Origin of the sequence: Sphingobium sp. B8D3B (assembly GCF_025961875.1) — a bacterium.
Lineage (GTDB): Bacteria > Pseudomonadota > Alphaproteobacteria > Sphingomonadales > Sphingomonadaceae > Sphingobium.
This window is the reverse complement of the sequence record NZ_JAOQON010000001.1, coordinates 2,862,507-2,879,538: the sequence shown is the minus strand read 5'-3', so window position 1 is coordinate 2,879,538 and position 17,032 is coordinate 2,862,507. Positions and strand designations below refer to the sequence as shown.

Annotated in this window: 16 protein-coding genes; 7 read left to right on the top strand and 9 right to left on the bottom strand. The window is 65.3% G+C overall.

The window, feature by feature from the left end; genetic code table 11:
- Positions 1-20: 20 nt before the first annotated feature.
- On the bottom strand, positions 21-665 hold the full coding sequence (locus M2343_RS13525) for an HAD family hydrolase (RefSeq protein ID WP_181561579.1): 645 nt from the start codon (positions 663-665) through the stop codon (positions 21-23).
- 116 nt (positions 666-781) lie between these two features.
- Between M2343_RS13525 and M2343_RS13520 the strand changes: the two genes are divergently transcribed.
- The 4 genes from M2343_RS13520 to M2343_RS13505 all read left to right on the top strand — a co-directional run bounded on the left by M2343_RS13520 (position 782) and on the right by M2343_RS13505 (position 4,375).
- Positions 782-1,891 carry an ABC transporter permease gene (locus M2343_RS13520; protein ID WP_264573978.1) on the top strand — a complete coding sequence of 370 codons (1,110 nt, stop codon included), beginning with the start codon at positions 782-784 and terminating at the stop codon, positions 1,889-1,891.
- Positions 1,888-2,688, top strand: a complete 801-nt coding sequence (locus tag M2343_RS13515; protein WP_264577059.1) for an ABC transporter ATP-binding protein — start codon at positions 1,888-1,890, stop codon at positions 2,686-2,688. Before M2343_RS13520 ends, M2343_RS13515 begins: the two co-directional genes overlap by 4 nt.
- Before the next feature lie 74 nt (positions 2,689-2,762).
- Positions 2,763-3,725 (top strand): MlaD family protein, encoded by a 963-nt coding sequence (locus tag M2343_RS13510; RefSeq protein WP_181561110.1) that lies wholly within the window; start codon positions 2,763-2,765, stop codon positions 3,723-3,725.
- Positions 3,722-4,375, top strand: a complete 654-nt coding sequence (locus M2343_RS13505; RefSeq protein ID WP_264577058.1) for an ABC-type transport auxiliary lipoprotein family protein — start codon at positions 3,722-3,724, stop codon at positions 4,373-4,375. Before M2343_RS13510 ends, M2343_RS13505 begins: the two co-directional genes overlap by 4 nt.
- Positions 4,376-4,399: 24 nt before the next feature.
- Here M2343_RS13505 and pepN read toward each other — a convergent pair whose 3' ends face one another.
- From pepN to argH, 3 genes are all read right to left on the bottom strand, one after another.
- Positions 4,400-7,000: an aminopeptidase N gene (gene pepN, locus M2343_RS13500; protein ID WP_264577057.1), complete on the bottom strand. Its 2,601-nt coding sequence runs from the start codon at positions 6,998-7,000 to the stop codon at positions 4,400-4,402.
- Positions 7,001-7,207: 207 nt separating this feature from the next.
- Entirely contained in the window at positions 7,208-7,498 is a 291-nt protein-coding gene (locus M2343_RS13495) for a hypothetical protein (protein ID WP_264577056.1), read from the bottom strand.
- A complete protein-coding gene (gene argH / locus M2343_RS13490) occupies positions 7,495-8,877 on the bottom strand; it encodes an argininosuccinate lyase (protein WP_264577572.1) in 1,383 nt (460 codons plus the stop codon). Before argH ends, M2343_RS13495 begins: the two co-directional genes overlap by 4 nt.
- 31 nt (positions 8,878-8,908) lie before the next feature.
- On the opposite strand from argH, the gene M2343_RS13485 reads away from it, so the two are divergent.
- Positions 8,909-9,538, top strand: a complete 630-nt coding sequence (locus M2343_RS13485) for a TlpA family protein disulfide reductase (protein WP_264577055.1) — start codon at positions 8,909-8,911, stop codon at positions 9,536-9,538.
- A gap of 15 nt (positions 9,539-9,553) precedes the next feature.
- On the opposite strand, the gene M2343_RS13480 is transcribed toward M2343_RS13485, so the two are convergent.
- Both M2343_RS13480 and M2343_RS13475 read right to left on the bottom strand, forming a co-directional pair.
- Complete coding sequence (locus M2343_RS13480; RefSeq protein WP_264577054.1) at positions 9,554-11,185, bottom strand: cisplatin damage response ATP-dependent DNA ligase; 1,632 nt, start codon at positions 11,183-11,185, stop codon at positions 9,554-9,556.
- Complete coding sequence (locus M2343_RS13475; protein WP_264573985.1) at positions 11,185-12,186, bottom strand: ligase-associated DNA damage response exonuclease; 1,002 nt, start codon at positions 12,184-12,186, stop codon at positions 11,185-11,187. The genes M2343_RS13480 and M2343_RS13475 overlap by 1 nt, the downstream gene beginning before the upstream one ends.
- 77 nt (positions 12,187-12,263) lie before the next feature.
- Here M2343_RS13475 and tldD point away from each other — a divergent pair, with 77 nt between their 5' ends.
- Positions 12,264-13,706: a metalloprotease TldD gene (gene tldD / locus M2343_RS13470; protein ID WP_264577571.1), complete on the top strand. Its 1,443-nt coding sequence runs from the start codon at positions 12,264-12,266 to the stop codon at positions 13,704-13,706.
- Between the two features lie 30 nt (positions 13,707-13,736).
- Here the strand turns inward: tldD and M2343_RS13465 are convergent, their stop codons facing one another.
- Complete coding sequence (locus M2343_RS13465; protein WP_181561103.1) at positions 13,737-14,033, bottom strand: CcdB family protein; 297 nt, start codon at positions 14,031-14,033, stop codon at positions 13,737-13,739.
- On the bottom strand, positions 14,033-14,278 hold the full coding sequence (locus M2343_RS13460; protein WP_181561102.1) for a type II toxin-antitoxin system CcdA family antitoxin: 246 nt from the start codon (positions 14,276-14,278) through the stop codon (positions 14,033-14,035). Before M2343_RS13460 ends, M2343_RS13465 begins: the two co-directional genes overlap by 1 nt.
- Before the next feature lie 67 nt (positions 14,279-14,345).
- Between M2343_RS13460 and M2343_RS16690 the strand changes: the two genes are divergently transcribed.
- Entirely contained in the window at positions 14,346-15,461 is a 1,116-nt protein-coding gene (locus M2343_RS16690) for a DUF924 family protein (RefSeq protein WP_319799409.1), read from the top strand.
- 27 nt (positions 15,462-15,488) lie between these two features.
- Here the strand turns inward: M2343_RS16690 and M2343_RS13445 are convergent, their stop codons facing one another.
- Positions 15,489-16,979 carry a DUF389 domain-containing protein gene (locus tag M2343_RS13445; protein ID WP_264577053.1) on the bottom strand — a complete coding sequence of 497 codons (1,491 nt, stop codon included), beginning with the start codon at positions 16,977-16,979 and terminating at the stop codon, positions 15,489-15,491.
- Positions 16,980-17,032: the final 53 nt, after the last annotated feature.

Here is a 17,032-nt window from a genome sequence, read left to right as displayed (position 1 = left end):
TCCCGTCGCGCCGCGCAACTTCACCAGTGAAGTACCGGCCAGCCCTCTTCCGCCGCCAGTGACGCCAAGGCGCGATGGGGATTGGCCGCATAGCCCTCGTCCGCAAAGCCCAAGAGCGGCGCATCAGTGACATGATCACTATAGGCGCGGACGTGCGCATCGGCCCGGGCAATCCCTTCGCGGGACATCCACGCCTCGATCATCCGCAACTTTGCGACGTCATAGCAGTTCTCTCCTGCAATGCGTGCCCGGATGTAATCGACACCCTGGCTGAAATGATCGGTAGCAATCACATCATCAAAGCCCAGCCTCTTCGCAATCGGCTCGACATAAAGCCGGAAGGATGCCGAAGCGATCACCAGCCGGCAGCCGGAGGCGCGATCCTGCGCGATCTGGGCCAGCGCGCCGGCGCGAATGTTGCGCGCAATCACCTTGTCGGCATAGGCCTCCACGGCCGGACGGATCCTCTCGCGATTGACCCGTCGCCCGATCAGCAGCGCCTGATTGAGTTCCTTCGCCCGGCCACGATCGACCAGCCGCAACACGTAACCGAGCATGACGATGCCCGCCAAAGGCAGGAAAATCAGCCGCCACGGCGCCAGCGAGAGAGCCATGTGCGTGAGAAACGCCGCATAGGTGCCGCGCACGGTGATCGTGCGGTCCATGTCGTAGATCGCGATCCTCTGCACCGCTCAATGTCTCCCTGTGCTCTCGGGCTGCGGCCCGCCAGATGGTCCAATTCGGCTTGCCGTGCAACGCAAACTGGCCCACTGTGGCTCAGATGACGCAATCTGCCGACCTCATCGAGAGCAACGATGCAACAGGCCGGACGGTTGCCTTCACCGGCAGCCTTGCGCTCGCCCAGATCGGCGATCTGCCCAATCGCACCGAGGCGATAGAGGGCGATGTCGCCCGGATCGACCTCACGCAGGTCACCCAGATCGACACAATCGGCGCGTGGATCGTCCACAGCCTCGCCAAACGCACGCAGGCGGAAATCACCGGCGCCAGTGACGACGCAATGCGCCTGATCGACGTCGTCTCGCGCAACGATCAACCGCTGGAAACGCGCAATGTGCCGCCCCATCCGATCGTGCGCATTCTCGAGGAAGTGGGTGTTGCGACCCGGATGACCTTCAACACGATGATCGGCCTGCTCGGCTTTCTGGGCGCGGTGGTCATCACATCATTCATGCTGCTGCGGCATCCCTCGCGCATCCGTCTGATCGCGGTCGTCCAGCGTATCGAGGTCGTCGGAATCTCGGCGCTCTTCATCATCGGGCTGATGAGCTTCCTCGTCGGCATCGTGATCGCGCAGCAAGGGTCGGTGCAGCTCGAGCAGTTCGGCATGGAAGTGCTGACCGTCAATCTCGTTGGGCGCCTGACCTTCCGCGAACTGGGCGTGCTGATGACGGCCATCATGGTCGCCGGCCGCTCAGGATCGGCCTTTGCCGCGCAGATCGGCACGATGCAGCTCAATGAAGAAGTGGACGCGATGCGCACCATCGGGGTCTCGCCCATGGAAGCGCTGGTGATGCCGCGCATCATGGCCGCGGTCATCATGATGCCGCTGCTCGGCTTCTATGCCTCGGTCATGGCGGTGATCGGCGGTGCCTTCCTGTGCGCGGTCTCGCTCGATATTCCGCCCGTTACCTTCTTCCAGCGGCTGCGCGAAGTCGTGCCGCTGACCGACCTTTATATCGGCCTCATCAAGGCGCCGGTCTTTGGCCTCATCATCGCGATCGCAGGCTGCTTCCAGGGCCTGCAGGTGCGCGGCAATGCCGAGGAAGTCGGCCTGCGCACCACCGCCGCTGTGGTGCAGGCGATCTTCATCGTCATCGTGCTCGATGCCATCTTCGCGGTGTTCTTCACCTGGCTGGGGTGGAAATGAGCGCTAGCGACGATCCGGTCATCTCCATCCGGGGACTGGTCAATCGCTTCGGCGACCAGACCGTGCATGACGGGCTGGACCTCGACGTGCGGCGCGGCGAGATTCTCGGCGTGGTGGGTGGATCGGGCACCGGCAAGTCGGTGCTGATGCGCTCGATCATCGGCCTGCAAAGCCCTTATGCCGGCTCCATCGAGGTGTTCGGCGAGCAGATGCTGGACCGCGACTCAGCGGACCCGGAATTGCTGGCAATCCGCAAGCGCTGGGGCATCCTGTTCCAGAACGGTGCGCTGTTCTCCACGCTGACCGTCTCCGAGAATGTGCAGGTGCCACTGCGCGAATATTATCCCGATCTGCCGGTTCAGCTGCGCGAGGAAATCGCCGCCTACAAGATTCTGATGACCGGTCTTCCGGACAATGCGGGACCGAAATTCCCATCCGAGCTCTCCGGCGGGATGCGCAAGCGCGCCGGCCTCGCCCGCGCACTGGCCCTCGATCCCGCCTTGCTATTCCTCGATGAGCCGACTGCGGGGCTCGACCCCATCGGTGCTGCGGCATTCGACGAGCAGACGCGGGCCTTGCAGGAGACGCTTGGCCTCACCGTGTTCCTGATCACCCACGATCTCGACACGCTCCACGCCATTTGCGACCGCGTTGCCGTGCTCGCCGATCAAAAGGTCATCGCGGTCGGGACGATCGACGAGTTGCTGGCGCTCGATCATCCCTGGATCCAGGAATATTTCAACGGGCCGCGCGGGCGCGTTGCCCATGGCCAGAGCGCCAAGATGAGAGGCGCGTGATGCACAATCGGCCGCAGACATGGACAGGGTGGAACCACGGCGCCATAAAGCTGTTGGGGGAAAGCAGGAAATAGATGGAAACACGATCCAACAATGTGTTCGTGGGCGCGGTCGTCCTGCTCCTGATGGCCTTGACGGTCGGGGCAGCCTTCTGGTTCTCACGCATCGGCGAATCCGATCGCAAGGAATACGACATCTTCTTCAAGCAGTCGGTGAGCGGGATCGCCCGCGGCTCTGCTGTGACTTATGCTGGCGTGCCCTCGGGGCAGGTCCAGTCGATCGAGCTTTGGGAGCGCGACCCCCAGTTCGTGCGCGTGCGCATCGTCGTCAGCCGGACGACGCCCGTCCTGCAGGGCACGACCGCGACGATCAATGGCGTGGGCTTTACCGGTGTCTCGGAAATTCAGCTTGAGGGCGCGGTGCGCGGCGCACCGCCGATCGTCTGCCCGGAGCGCAATGCGCAGTCGGTCTGCCCCGAAGGCGTCCCCGTCATCCCGACCAAACCCGGTGCGCTTGGCGAACTGCTCAACAGCGCCCCGATGCTGCTGGAGCGGCTTACGACGCTCACCGAGCGATTGACCGAGCTGCTGGATGATCGCAACCAGAAGCATATTGCCGGCATCCTGCAGAATCTCGACAAGCTGACAGGCGACATCGCCGCGCGTGGACCGGAACTGGCTGATACCATCACACAAGCCAAGCTGACGCTCGAAAATGCCTCCAAGGCTGCCGAATCGCTCGCCCAGGCCGCGAACAACACCAATGCGCTGGTGAACGAAGAGGGTCGTCCCCTCATCCGCGACCTGCGCACGACGATCCGCAATGCCGGCGCGACGCTGGAAACGCTGGATGCGACCCTGAAGGAGGCACAGCCGGGCATGCGGACCTTTACCCGCGACACCATGCCGCAAATCGGCCTGCTGGTCCGCGATCTGCGTCAGGTCTCCCGTTCGCTTCAGGCTGTGACGGATACCGTTGAACAACAGGGTGCAGGCGCCTTGATCGGCTCGCCCAAATTGCCGGATTACAAGCCATGACGAACAGCAGAGCGAACGTGCAGACCACCCCGGCGACCAGCGGAGCAGCGATGCGCAACGCAGCGCGGGCGGCCCTGATCACGGGCCTGCTCATTTCGGCGGCCGGGTGCGTGAAGTTCGGTGCCGAGCCGCCCGACCGGCTGCTCGCGATTGCCAGCACGGCGACGGTGCCGGCCGGGGTATCGGCATCCAGTGCCAGTGAATCCGCCCTGTTCATCGATGTGCCGAACGTGCCGAAGGCCCTCGCGACCCCGCGCGTGGCGGTGCGCGAGAACAGCACCAGCTTTGCCTATGTGAAGGATGCGATCTGGGTCGATACGCCAGCCCGGCAATTCCAGTCTCTCCTATCGGAGACGATCCGGTCGCGCAGCAATATCCTGGTGCTCGACCCCGGCCAGTATCTCGCCCGCACCGGCTACATCCTCAATGGCGATCTGGTCGAATTCGGTATCGATGCGACGCGCCGGGAAGCGGTCGTCACGTTCGACGCGACCATGCTCTCGCCCGACGGCCTGACAGTGACGCGCCAGCGGTTCACCGCCTCCGCGCCGGTCAGCCGCATCGACGCAGATGGCGTCGCCCCGGCGATCAGCGCCGCCGCCAACGATGTCGCCAATGCCGTGGCGACCTGGGTCTCCAGCCGGACCTGACGCCCGGCTGAAGTCCTATCCCGCTCAGGCGAGGCTCTTCGTCGCCTGCTCCATTACGTCCCGCGAGAGGCCGGGTTCGGCGATGATCCGCTCCAGTGCCGCGCGCATGGCGGCACCCCGCTGCGCATCGAACCGGCGCCAGCGACCAAGTGGCGGCACGAGCCGCGCGGCGGTCTGCGGATTGAGCTTGTCGAGCGCGATGATGGCGCCTGCCACCATGTCATAGCCCTTGCCGTCCGCCCGGTGGAACGCCCACTGGTTGGCGGCAAACGCGCCATAAAGCGCGCGGGCGCGGTTGGGGTTGGCGAGTGTGAAGTCGGGGTGGCTGCTCAGCGCCGCGACATTATCGACCGTCTCCGGATGGAAGGCCAAAGCCTGGGTCTGGAACCATTTGTCGATGACCAGCGCGTTGCCCGCATAGCGCGCGTGGAACGCCGCCAGTGCTGCGTCCCGCTCCGCCGCCGTGCCATTGGCGAGAACAGCCAGCGCGGCCTGGCGCTCGGTCATATTATCCGCCTGCTCGAACTGGGCGAAGGCAAGCGCCGGGCCATCCGATGCGCCTGATGCGACCAGATAGCTCAAGGCAACCCCGCGCAGCTTGCGGGCCGCGCGCGCGTCCGCCGAGAGCGAGAAGCCATTGCGCGCGCAATCGGCATGGAGCCTGCGCCAGTCCTGCTCCAGTTGCGCGCCGATCTCGTGCTGCAGCGCCTCACGCGCCGCGTGGATGGCATCCGGATCGACGACCTGCATCTGGTCGCCGAGATAGGCCTCGCTTGGCAGCTTCACCGCTTCGGCGATCAGCGCCCGGTCCAGCGTGTCGTCGCTGATCGTCCGGCGGATCGAGTCGATGATGACGCCGCTCTCCAGCGGTCCGCCCGCAATGTGGCTGAGCAGGCCATTGATCATGAGCTGCTGCAACGCCTCATAGCGGCTGAACGCATCGTCATCGCGCGCGGCGAGAAAGGCCAGATCCTGGGCGCTCTGCTCGGCTTCCACCACGATTGGCGCGGAGAAGCTGCGATTGAGCGAAAGCACCGGCGGCTGCGCGAAACCGGTGCGCGTGATGACCGTCTCCGCCTGCGTCAGCACCTCCAACTCCTCGCCGGCATGGGCGCCCGTCTTCCGGTCGAACAGGGCGAAGAGGAATGGGATCGCCATGGGCTGCTTCTCGCCCTGCCCTGGCGTCGGCGGCACGGTCTGGCGCAAGGTGAGCGTCACCGTGCCGCTCGTCGCATCATGCGCGGTCTCGACCGTCACGCGCGGGGTGCCGGCCTGGCTGTACCAGAGCCGGAACTGAGCGAGATCGATGCCGCCGCCATCTTCCATCGCGCGGACGAAATCCTCGCAGGTCGCCGCCTGCCCGTCATGCCGCTCGAAATACAGGTCGGTGCCTTTGCGGAACCGCTCTGGCCCCAGCAACCTAGCCATCATGCGGATCAGCTCGGCGCCCTTGTTATAGACGGTCGCCGTATAGAAGTTGCTGATCTCCATATAGGACTCTGGCCGCACCGGGTGAGCGAGCGGACCGCCATCTTCCTGGAACTGCGCCGCGCGCAGCACGCGCACATCCTCGATCCGCTTGACCGGTGCCGAGCCCATGTCGGCGGAGAATTCCTGATCGCGATAGACGGTGAAACCTTCCTTGAGGGAGAGCTGGAACCAGTCCCGGCAGGTTACTCGGTCGCCCGACCAGTTGTGGAAATATTCGTGCGCCACAACCGCCTCAATGGCGTCATAATCCGGGTCGGTCGCCGTTTCCGGGTCTGCCAGAATGTAGCGCGTGTTGAAGATGTTGAGGCCCTTATTCTCCATCGCGCCGAAGTTGAAATCCGCCACCGCCACGATGTTGAACACATCGAGATCATATTCGCGGCCATAGACGCGCTCGTCCCACGCCATCGAATCCTTGAGCGCCTTCATCGCATGGTCCGTGCGCGGCAGATCGCTTTCCGCCACCCAGATGCCGAGCTTCACCGGCCGGCCGCTCATGGTCGTGAAACTGTCCGCATTGCAGGCGAGATTGCCAGCGACCAAAGCGAACAGATAGCTCGGCTTGGGGAACGGATCGGTCCAGCGCGCCCAATGCCGCCCGCCCTCCAGATCGCCCGCCTCCACCGGATCGCCATTGGCGAGCAGCACGGGATAGGTCGCCTTGTCGGCGCGCAGCGTCACATCATAGCGCGAGAGCACATCCGGCCGGTCGGGGAAGAAGGTGATGCGACGGAAGCCCTCCGGCTCGCACTGGGTGCAGAGCAGGCCCCCAGAAGCGTAGAGCCCCATCAACTGTGTATTCGCTGCAGGATTGATCTCGACCTCGGTCTCGACGACGTGGCTCTCGCCGGTCAGCGGGATCAGCAGCGCGCCCTCCTCGAGCCGCCAGTCGGAGGGGGCGAGCGTGCGGCCGTCGACGGCGACCCGCAGCGGCGTCAGTCCGTCGCCATCCAGTCGCAGCGGCTGGGCATGATCGCCGGCGCGGGTGACCTCAAGCCGGGCCTTGACGCGGGTGGCGCGGGCATCGAGATCGAAGTCGAGGCTGATCTGCGGCACCTGCCAGAGCGGCGGGCGATAATCCTCGCGGCGGATGACAGGCGGCGTGGCGGCGGCTTGGGTGGTCTGAATATCCATGCCTCAGTCCTATGCCCGCATCAGGCGGGGCACAAGCGGGGTGCGGGCGGTAAAAGTCCCAACATCCGTTCCTGTCGAGCCCTTCGACTGCCCGCAGGGCGGGCGCTCAGGATAAACTTCAGCCTAAAGGCTGAAGTCGAGACACCGAGGACAGTCCTAACGTGTCTCGACTTCGCTCGACACGAACGGGAGGTCAGAATACCAAGATTACTCCGCCCCACTCCGCCCGTTGTTCGGCCCGGGCGGCAAATCGAACGGGTCCTCGGCGCGCTCCATGGATCGGTCGAGCAGATCTGCCTGCCGGTCGGGCTTTGCCTGGGTGGATGGCGTCATGAGCTGCTTGGGCGTCTCCCGCTCAGGCGCGGCGGCGGCCTTGGGCACTTGGCCCATGCCCTCCTTGGGGCGCAGATCCTTCACCGAGCCGCAGCCCGAAAGACTAGCCGCCACGAGCAGCGCCAGAGCGGCACGCGCGATCATCTTGTGATTCATCGCCTTCATCGACCGGTCTCTCCATCCAGCGCGGCTTGCGCTTCGGCAATCCGCGCGCGCACCTGATCGGGTGCGGTGCCCCCATAGCTCTTGCGGCTGGCGACAGAGGCATCCACCGTCAGCACCGCAAAAACGCGCTCGTCGATCCGCGCATCAATGGCCTTGAGCGTCTCGATCGGCAGCGCCGCCAGTTGCACGCCCGCCTCTTCCGCGGCCTTGACCGCACGCCCGGTGATGTGATGCGCCTCGCGAAACGGCACATTGCCTTCCCGCACCAGCCAGTCGGCAAGGTCGGTTGCGGTTGCGAAGCCGCTTTCGGCCAGCGCCCGCATCCGTTCGGTGCGGAAGGTCGTCGTCTCCACCATGCCGGTCATCGCGGTGATGGAGAGGCCGAGCAGATCATGCGCCTCGAACAAAGGCGGCTTATCGTCCTGCATGTCCTTGGAATAAGCCAGCGGCAGGCCCTTCATGGTGACGCACAGCGACGTCATGCAGCCCATGATCCGCCCGGCATGGCCGCGCACCAGCTCGGCGGCATCGGGATTGCGCTTTTGCGGCATGATCGAGCTGCCGGTGGAATAGGCATCGGGCAGCGAAATGAAGCCGAAGGGCTGGCTTGCCCAGATCACAAACTCTTCCGCCAGCCGCGAGAGGTGCAGGCTGCACTGGGTGGCGGCCATGAGATAATCGAGCGCGAAATCCCGGTCGGAAACGCTGTCGAGGCTGTTGCGCGTCGGCCCGTCGAAGCCGAGCGCTTGCGCGGTCATATGCCGATCGGTCGGAAAGCCCGTGCCCGCCAGCGCCGCCGCACCCAGCGGCGAGAGATTGAGCCGCGCGCGCGCATCGGCAAAGCGCGAGCGATCCCGCGCGATCATCTCATAATAGGCCATGAGGTGATGGCCGAGCGTCACCGGCTGGGCGCTCTGCAAATGGGTAAACCCCGGCATCACGCTCTCTGAGTGCTCGCCGGCCCGCCCGATCAGCGCCCGCTGCAGCGCCTTGAGGCTGGCATCGACCTCATCGATAGCATCGCGCACGAAGAGGCGGAAATCGGTCGCCACCTGATCGTTGCGTGAGCGCGCGGTGTGCAGCCGCCCGGCCACGGGACCGATCTTCTCGGCCAGCCGCGCCTCGGTCGCCATGTGGATGTCCTCAAGGTCGAGATCCTCGGGCAGATCACCGGCTTCATACTCGGCCTGGATCGCCTCCAGCCCGCCAATGATCGTCGCCGCCTCGTCCTGCGCAAGGATGCCTTGCGCGCCAAGCATCCGGGCGTGCGCGATGGAGCCGGCAATGTCCTGCCGCCACAAGCGCTTGTCGAACGGAAGCGAGGCATTTATCTCGCGCATGACGGCGGCCGGCCCGGCCGCGAAGCGACCGCCCCACATGCTGTTCGCGCCCTTGCTTGCGGAGTCTGCCATGCGCTCTATTTCTGCCCTTGCTATGCTGATCGGCCTCTCACTGGCCGCGAGCGGCTGCGATAGGCAATCCGCTCAAAACGCGCAAGGCGCCGGCAACGCCGCCGCGGTGGGCAATGCCCTCTCCCCCGATGAAGTGAGCCCGGACGAAGCCGCACCGGGGAGCGCGGGCAAGACCTTCTCCCATGTCATTGACCGCAGCCACAAGGGCGAGGCGATGCCGGACAAGCCCTTCACCACCATCGAGGGCAAACCGGCGACGCTCAAGGCCATTGCGCAGGGCAAGCCGATGCTGGTCAATCTTTGGGCGACCTGGTGCGCGCCTTGCGTGGCCGAACTGCCTGCCCTCGACCGCGCCGCCAAGGCTGCGGAGGGCAAGGGCGTTAAAGTGATCGCCGTTTCTCAGGACATGGAGCAAGATGGCGTCCCCGCCTTCTGGTCGGCGCGCAAGCTCTCCACCCTGCAAACCTGGCTGGACCGGGAGAATGCGCTCGGCTTCCATTACGGCACTGGCACGCTGCCGACGACCATTCTCTACGATGGCGCGGGCAAGGAAGTCGCCCGCATCGTCGGCGCCCTGGAGTGGGACGAGGAAGATGGGCAGGAACTGATCGCCGAAATTGGCGGGTAAGCCGTCCCAGCTCCCCTAGCCGGAGATCATCGCCCGCAAGCTTTCGATCCGGTCGGCCTCATGGGCGGGCTTGTCATTGCGGATGCGGCTGATGCGCGGGAAGCGCATGGCGAGGCCGGATTTGTGGCGCTTGCTCTCGTGGATCGAATCGAACGCCACCTCAAAAACGAGACTCTTGTCCGTCTCCCGCACCGGGCCAAAGCGATTGACGGTGTGGCGGCGGACGTGAGAATCGAGCCACTTCAGCTCCTCGTCGGTAAAGCCGAAATAGGCCTTGCCGACAGGCAGCAACTCAGCGCCGGCATCGGGATCGCCATCCCAGCAGCCGAAGGTGAAATCGCTGTAGAAGGAGGAGCGCTTGCCGCTGCCGCGCTGGGCATACATCAGCACGCAATCGGCGAGCAGCGGATCGCGCTTCCACTTGTACCACAAGCCCGTGCGGCGGCCGGCGACATAAGGGCTATCCCGCCGCTTGAGCATCACGCCCTCAATGGCATCATCGCGTGCGCGCTCGCGAATGGCGGCAAGATCGGCAAGGCTTGCAGCCTCGATCAGCGGCGAAATGTCGAAGCGGGCGGAGTCGAGCCGGGGCATCAGCGCCTCCAGCACGGCGCGGCGCTGCTCCCAGCTCAACGCGCGATGATCCTCGCCGTCGGAGAGCAAGACATCGTAGAGGCGGACGAAGGCGGGAAAATCGGTGAGCATCGCCTTAGAGACAGTCTTGCGCCCCAGCCGCTGCTGCAAGGCGTTGAAGCTCGCCGCGCCGCCTTCTTCGCCACCCTGATGGCTGCCCCGGACCAGCAGTTCGCCATCGAGCACGCCGGGCTCGCGAAATGCCGCCGCGATATCCGGGAAGCTGCCGGTGATGTCGTCCCCGGTGCGTGAGAAGAGCCGCGTGTCCCCGCCCGGCCCGGCGCCATCCTCCTCAGGCACATGGACGATCTGCACGCGGATGCCGTCCCATTTCCACTCGGCGGCATAGTCGGCCATGTTGAGCGTTTCGCGCGCGACGACATCATCCTCCAGGGGATGCGCCAGCATGAACGGACGGAAGGTGGGGATATGGTCGACGCGCGGCGGAAGGCCACCCTTGGCGGCCCAATCGAACAGCGCGCCATAGGGCGGCGTCTGGCCGTGCCAATATTCCTCGACATCGTCCACCGGCACATCGAACGCCTGCGCGAAAGCGACCTTGGCGAGCCGCGCCGAAATGCCGATGCGCATCGCACCCGTCGCCATCTTGATGAGCGCATAGCGGCCATTCACATCGAGCCGGTCCATGAGCTGCGCCAGCGCGGGGGCGACGGACTGGCGGGTCATGGCGGAAAGCGCCGCCACCGTTTCGCTCAGGCTCGGCGGATCAAGCGCGGCGGGATTTTCCGGCCAGAGCAGACTCGCCGTCTCCGCCGTATCCCCGACAAAATCGCGGCTGAGCTTGAACAGAACCGGGTCCACACGGTCCATCAGCAAGGCACGGATCGTGCCGGCCTTCACCGCCGGAAAATCGAGGCCGTCCGTCAACGCAGCCAGCGCCCAGCCCCTGTCAGGATCGGGCGTCTCGCGCAGATAGGAGGCGATCAGGGCGAGCTTGCCGTTGCGCGAGCGGGTGTAGACGAGCGCATCCAGCAGGGCGGCGAAGGCCTCCATCAGTCGTCCTCATCCTCATAGCCGACAAGGGCGAGCGCGCGGGCCCGGCGTTGGTGCAGCTCGCACCAGCGCAGCAACGCATCCTCCCGGCCATGGGTGATCCAGGTCTGCGCCGGATTCACTTCCGCGATCGTGGTCGTCAGTTCCGCCCAGTCGGCATGGTCCGAGATCACCAGGGGCAGCTCGACATTGCGCTGCCGCGCACGCTGTCGCACCCGCATCCAGCCGCTTGCCATGGCCGTGACCGGATCGGGCAGGCGACGGCTCCAGCGATCGTTGAGGGCCGAAGGCGGGCAGAGGATGATCTGCCCGGCCAGCGCGCCCTTGGGCATGCCGGCGATCAATCGCAGCTCGCCAAGATCGACGCCGAGGTCTTCATACAACCGGCACATCCGCTCCAGCGCGCCGTGCAGATAGATCGGCTCGACATAACCTGCCTGGCGCAGCTCCGCGATGACGCGCTGCGCCTTGCCCAGGGCATAGGCCCCCACAAGGATGCAGCGCTCGGGATTGGCCTCGCGCGCCTTGAGCAGCTTGCCGATTTCCTCGCCAATGGGCGGGTGACGGAAGACCGGCAGGCCGAACGTGGCTTCGGTGATGAACACATCGCAGGGCGTAACCTGAAAAGGCGGGCATGTCGGATCGGCCCGGCGCTTATAATCACCAGTGACGATCACCCGCTCGCCGGCATGTTCAAACAGGATCTGCGCGGACCCGAGCACATGCCCAGCCGGCAGGAATGTCGCCTGCACGCTCCCCGGCAAGCTAATCGTCTCGCCATAGGCCACCGGTTGCGCGGCGCCGGGCGGACCGTACCGCAGGTCCATGATCGCCAGCGTCTCTGGCGTCGCGATGCAGCGGCCGTGGCCGCCCCGGGCATGATCGGCATGGCCATGCGTGACGAGGGCTGTTTCCACCGGATCGGCCGGATCGACCCACGCCTTGGCCGGCACGACATGTAGCCCATGCGCCTCCGCGCGAATCCAGGAGAAGTCGGCCATGGCCTCTAAATGGCGACCGGCACGTCCCGGTTCCAGCGCGGCTTTGCGATGTGCCCCAAAGGACCTATATCATGGCCATGACAGATGCTGCTCCCCAGACCACAGACGTGCGTTCCTTCCTGTATCGCGATGGGTCTCTCGACCCGGATAGCGCCCGTCGGCTCACCGCCGAGGCGCTGACCGGCTGCGAAGATGGCGAGCTTTACTTGCAATATGTCGCGACCGAGAGCTTCGGCTTCGATGATGGGCGGCTGAAGACAGCGGATTATTCCACCGATGCCGGATTTGGCCTGCGCGGCGTCTCTGGCGAGATGACCGGCTTCGCGCACGCCAATGACATCAGCGAGCGGGCGATCCGCAAGGCAGCGCAGACGCTCCAGCTGCTCGACCCGGCGCGTGAGCCGATGACAACGCCGCCTCAGCGCACCAACCGGCATCTTTATACCGACGCCAACCCGCTCGATCTCGTCCCCTTCGCGCAGAAGGTCGACCTGATGGCCAAGATTGACGCCGCGGCGCGGGCCCGCGATCCGCGCGTGGTGCAGGTCTCTGCGGTGCTGGCCGGTAGTTGGTCGGTCGTTGAGATCGTGCGGCCGGACGGCTTCGTGGCGACCGACGTGCGTCCCCTCGTCCGCCTCAACGTCTCGATCATCATGGAAGAGAATGGGCGGCGCGAAACCGGCTATTTTGGCATTGGCGGGCGCTATCTCTACGATTCCCTGTTCGAGGAGGCGACCTGGCAGCGCGCGATCGACGAGGCGCTTAAACAGGCGCAGGTCAACCTCCGCTCAATGCCCGCGCCGGTGGGCGAGATGACCGTGCTGCTTGGTCCTGGCTGGCCGGGCGTGATGCTGCATGAGGCCGTCGGCCATGGCCTGGAGGGCGATTTCAACCGCAAGGGCACCAGCGCCTTCTCGGGCAAGATCGGCGAGCGCGTGGCGGCGCCGGGCGTGACGGTGGTCGACAATGGCGCGATGGACGCGCGACGCGGGTCGCTCAGCATCGATGATGAGGGCACCCCGACTCAGGAGAATGTGCTGATCGAGGATGGCATTCTGCGCGGCTACATGCAGGACCGGCTCAACGCGCGGTTGATGGGCGTGGCACCCACGGGCAACGGCCGGCGCGAAAGCTATGCCCATGCGCCGATGCCACGCATGACCAACACTTATGCGCGCGCGGGCAACGACGATCCCGCCGAGCTGCTCAGCCGCGTAAAGACCGGCATCTTCGCGCGCAGCTTTGGCGGTGGGCAGGTGGACATCGTCTCGGGCAAGTTCGTTTTCTCCTGCACCGAGGCGTACAAGGTGGAAAATGGCAGGATCGGTGACCCCATCAAGGGCGCGACGCTGATCGGCGATGGCCCCGCCGCGCTGCACCGCATTGTCGGCATCGGCAACGACCTCGCGCTCGATGAAGGGATCGGCATGTGCGGCAAGGCGGGACAAGGCGTGCCCGCGGGCGTGGGCCAGCCGACACTGCTGCTCGAAGGGCTGACGGTCGGCGGCACCGGGGGCTGAGGCGCCGGTCGGGACGACCAGACGACGCCCTCACACCCCGGTGAGCAACATGTCGAGCGCGTTCTTGATCCGGTATTCTTCTTGCGCGAGGGAGCCGGCGATTTCTTGGATTTCCGACACCGACACTGCACCTGCAAACTGGGTGACAAGCACCCAGTCTTCGCCCTGCATACGAAAGCGGGGATTGAGGCCCGGCCGGGGCGGCGGCGCGTCGTTTGGGTAAGCCAGCGGAACGACAAACCGTGTGTTGATGCCCGACAGCACCTCAGCCTGACAGTCTACGACATACTGCCCCGACCTCAGCCGAACGACATCATATTGGGCCATTAAAACATGCGGTAACGGGCAAGGGGAAGGCCGTTCTTCTCAACCCACGCGTTGTGGGCTTCGACCCACTCCTTGTTCTCCTCCTGCCAGCGCCGCTCGCGCTCTGCCTTCGCCGCCGCGCGCAGGGCCGCTTCGCAGGTCTGGGAGAGATTGATCCCGGCCTCCCGCGCGGCCTCCACCACGCCAGTATCGAGCGAGAGATTGACTGGCTTGCGCTTGCCGGACGCGATAGGATCAAGCTTCATATGCGCAAGCTATGCGCATGAACCATGCGCGTCAATGTGCGCATCCGACCAGCAAGACCTGAGGCCCATGTCTGAATTCTTCACTGCCATTTCCGACAAGCAACGCAGTTTCATCGAGAAACAGCCGGTCTTCTTTGTCGCCACCGCTGCGGACGGCGCGCGGATCAACCTCAGTCCCAAGGGCATGGACAGCTTCCGCGTGCTGGGGCCCAATCTGGTCGGCTATCTGGATGTGGGGGGATCCGGCAACGAGACCCAGGCCCATCTCGCAGCAGACGGGCGCATCACCATCATGTTCTGTGCGTTCGACCAGCCGCCGCTGATCCTGCGACTCTATGGGCGCGGCAAGGCGGTGCTGCCTCAGGATGATGAATGGGATTTCGCCTCGCGGCCCTTCACCATCCTGCCCGGCACCCGCCAGATTTTCATGATCGCGGTGGAGAGCGTGCAGGAGAGTTGCGGTTGGGGCGTGCCCTTCATGCGGCACGAGAAGGATCGCGACACGCTCTCTCGCTATCATGAGCAAAACGAAACCCCGGAACGGCTGGCGCGCATTTCGACCCGGACACAAAGCATCGATGGCCTGCCGGTGCGCGTGCAGGACCATTTCCCCGAGCGCAAGCCGGCGCAGGTGCATGTCGATCCCGACTGGGTGCCGGCGGTGCTCAATCACTGGCTCAATGAGATCGGCCCGGACGGCTGGTTCGATTCGAGCGAGGAAGAGGATGTGCGGCTGACGCATCTCTTCCGCTCGCTCTGGGAAGCGCAGCGCGACAAGCCTGCCGATATGTTCATGGCCGATGCCGACACGGCGCTGGCGGCGCTCATTCTGTTCGACCAGTTTCCGCGCAACATGTTCCGGGGCGAGGCTCGCGCCTTCGCGACCGATCCGCTCGCCCGCGAGATCGCCCGGACGGCATTGGAGCGTGGCTTCGACAAAGCATTCGTCGAGGGCGCCCGCGCCTTCTTCTACATGCCGTTCATGCACAGCGAGGATCTGGCCGATCAGGACTTGTGCGTCGCGTTGTTCAGCGCGCCGGGCTTCGAGCATAATCTGAAATTCGCCGAGGCCCACCGCGAAATCATCGCCCGCTTCGGCCGCTTCCCGCATCGCAATGCGGCGCTCGGACGGGAAACCCGGCCCGAGGAGCAAGAAGCGGTGGCAGAGGGCAGCGACTGGTAACCCACCGCCGCTCGCAGCGGATCGGCATCAGTCCGGCAGGCGCCAGTTCAGGCGGACATCTGAATCGCCATTGGGCGCGATCAGCAGGCGCTGGTCCGGAATTTGTTGGGCGCGCAGAATCTCCCGCACCATCTCGGCGCGTGCGGCCTGCCCCGTAATGGTGATGCCCAAAGGCACCCGCCGCGCCGCCCACACGGCCAGATCGAGGTCGGCGGCGCCCTGCTGGGTCAATGCCTCGCCCGAAAAGCCGATGACCGGCAGCGGGGCGGGCGGCGGCGTCAGCACCAGCGTCCAGCCATCCAGGCCGTCGGATGCGCGCCGTTCCAGCTGGCGGTAGAGATCGAGCGACGCGCCGGTGAACGGCTCGGCTGCGACCGTGGCCTGGCGCCGGCCCCGGTCCACCAGCACCGCATCGCTGGACACGCCCGCGACGAGGGCCAGCCGGTCGACTGCTGTCGTCGCAAAGCGCTCGAGGTTCTGGGTGCGCTCGCGCGACTGGGCGGCGGCCACCTGAGCTGCCTCGCTATTACCCGCCCCCACCTGGATCTGGTCGATGGTGACATCCAGATCCCGCTGCAGCGCATCGCGCAGGCTGGTCGCGGTGTCCCGCTCGGCATCCTTCGCATAAGTGGGCGTAAGCACGGTGGCGACGACCCGCATGGGCTGGCGGTTGAAATCCGTTTCCAGATCGCTGATGCGTGCCGTCTGAGGGAACTGGCGCTGGATCACGTCCCGCACCTGGCGGGCGGCCAACGTCTCCCAGGCGATATGTCGCAAGGTGAGCGCCAGCGGCACCGAGAGCGCCGTCATGCAGACCACCATGACGATGCTTTGCAGCCGGGTATGGGCCGGCGTGAGGTGGGAGCCAAAGCCGTAGAGCCGGGCCATGAATGCGGCCGTGAGCGTGATCGTAACCGTGTTGGTCATGAAAAGCAGGAAAGCACCGCCAGCGATGGTCCAGTTCAATGTGGCGATGCCGAAGCCCACGGCGGCGAGCGGCGGCATGAGGGCGATGGCGATGGCGACGCCCACGACCGTCTCGCCCCGCCCGCGAATAAGCGCATAACCACCCGCGAGTGCCGAGAAGAAAGCGACGAGAAGATCGAAGAGATTGGGCCGCGTGCGGGCCGCGATTTCCGTCGTCACGGTCTGCACCGGTGAAACCAGGACGAACAGCGCGGTGAACGCGATCGCAATCACCGCGCCGACCGCCAACGCGAAGCCGGATGCGCGCATTTCCGCAAAGTCCAGCGTCGCGAGCGCAAAGCCCAGGCCGATGATCGGCATCATCAACGGAGACAGCAGCATGGCGCCGATGAGGACCGCGCTGGACGGCAGCAGCAGCCCGAGAATGGCGATACCGGCGGATATGACCGTCATGAAGACGTAGCGCGGCGACCAGCCGGATTCCTCGACGATCCTCCGCAGGATTGCGTCGTGATCCACCGTCGCAATCGAGCGTTCCCGCCAGCTGACCCAGAGGGGGTTGCGCGAAACCGCGTAGGTCTTGTTGGTCAAGCGATCGGCTCCTCTGCCACGTCCGTCATTTCATTGACGCCCTAGCAGGGAAA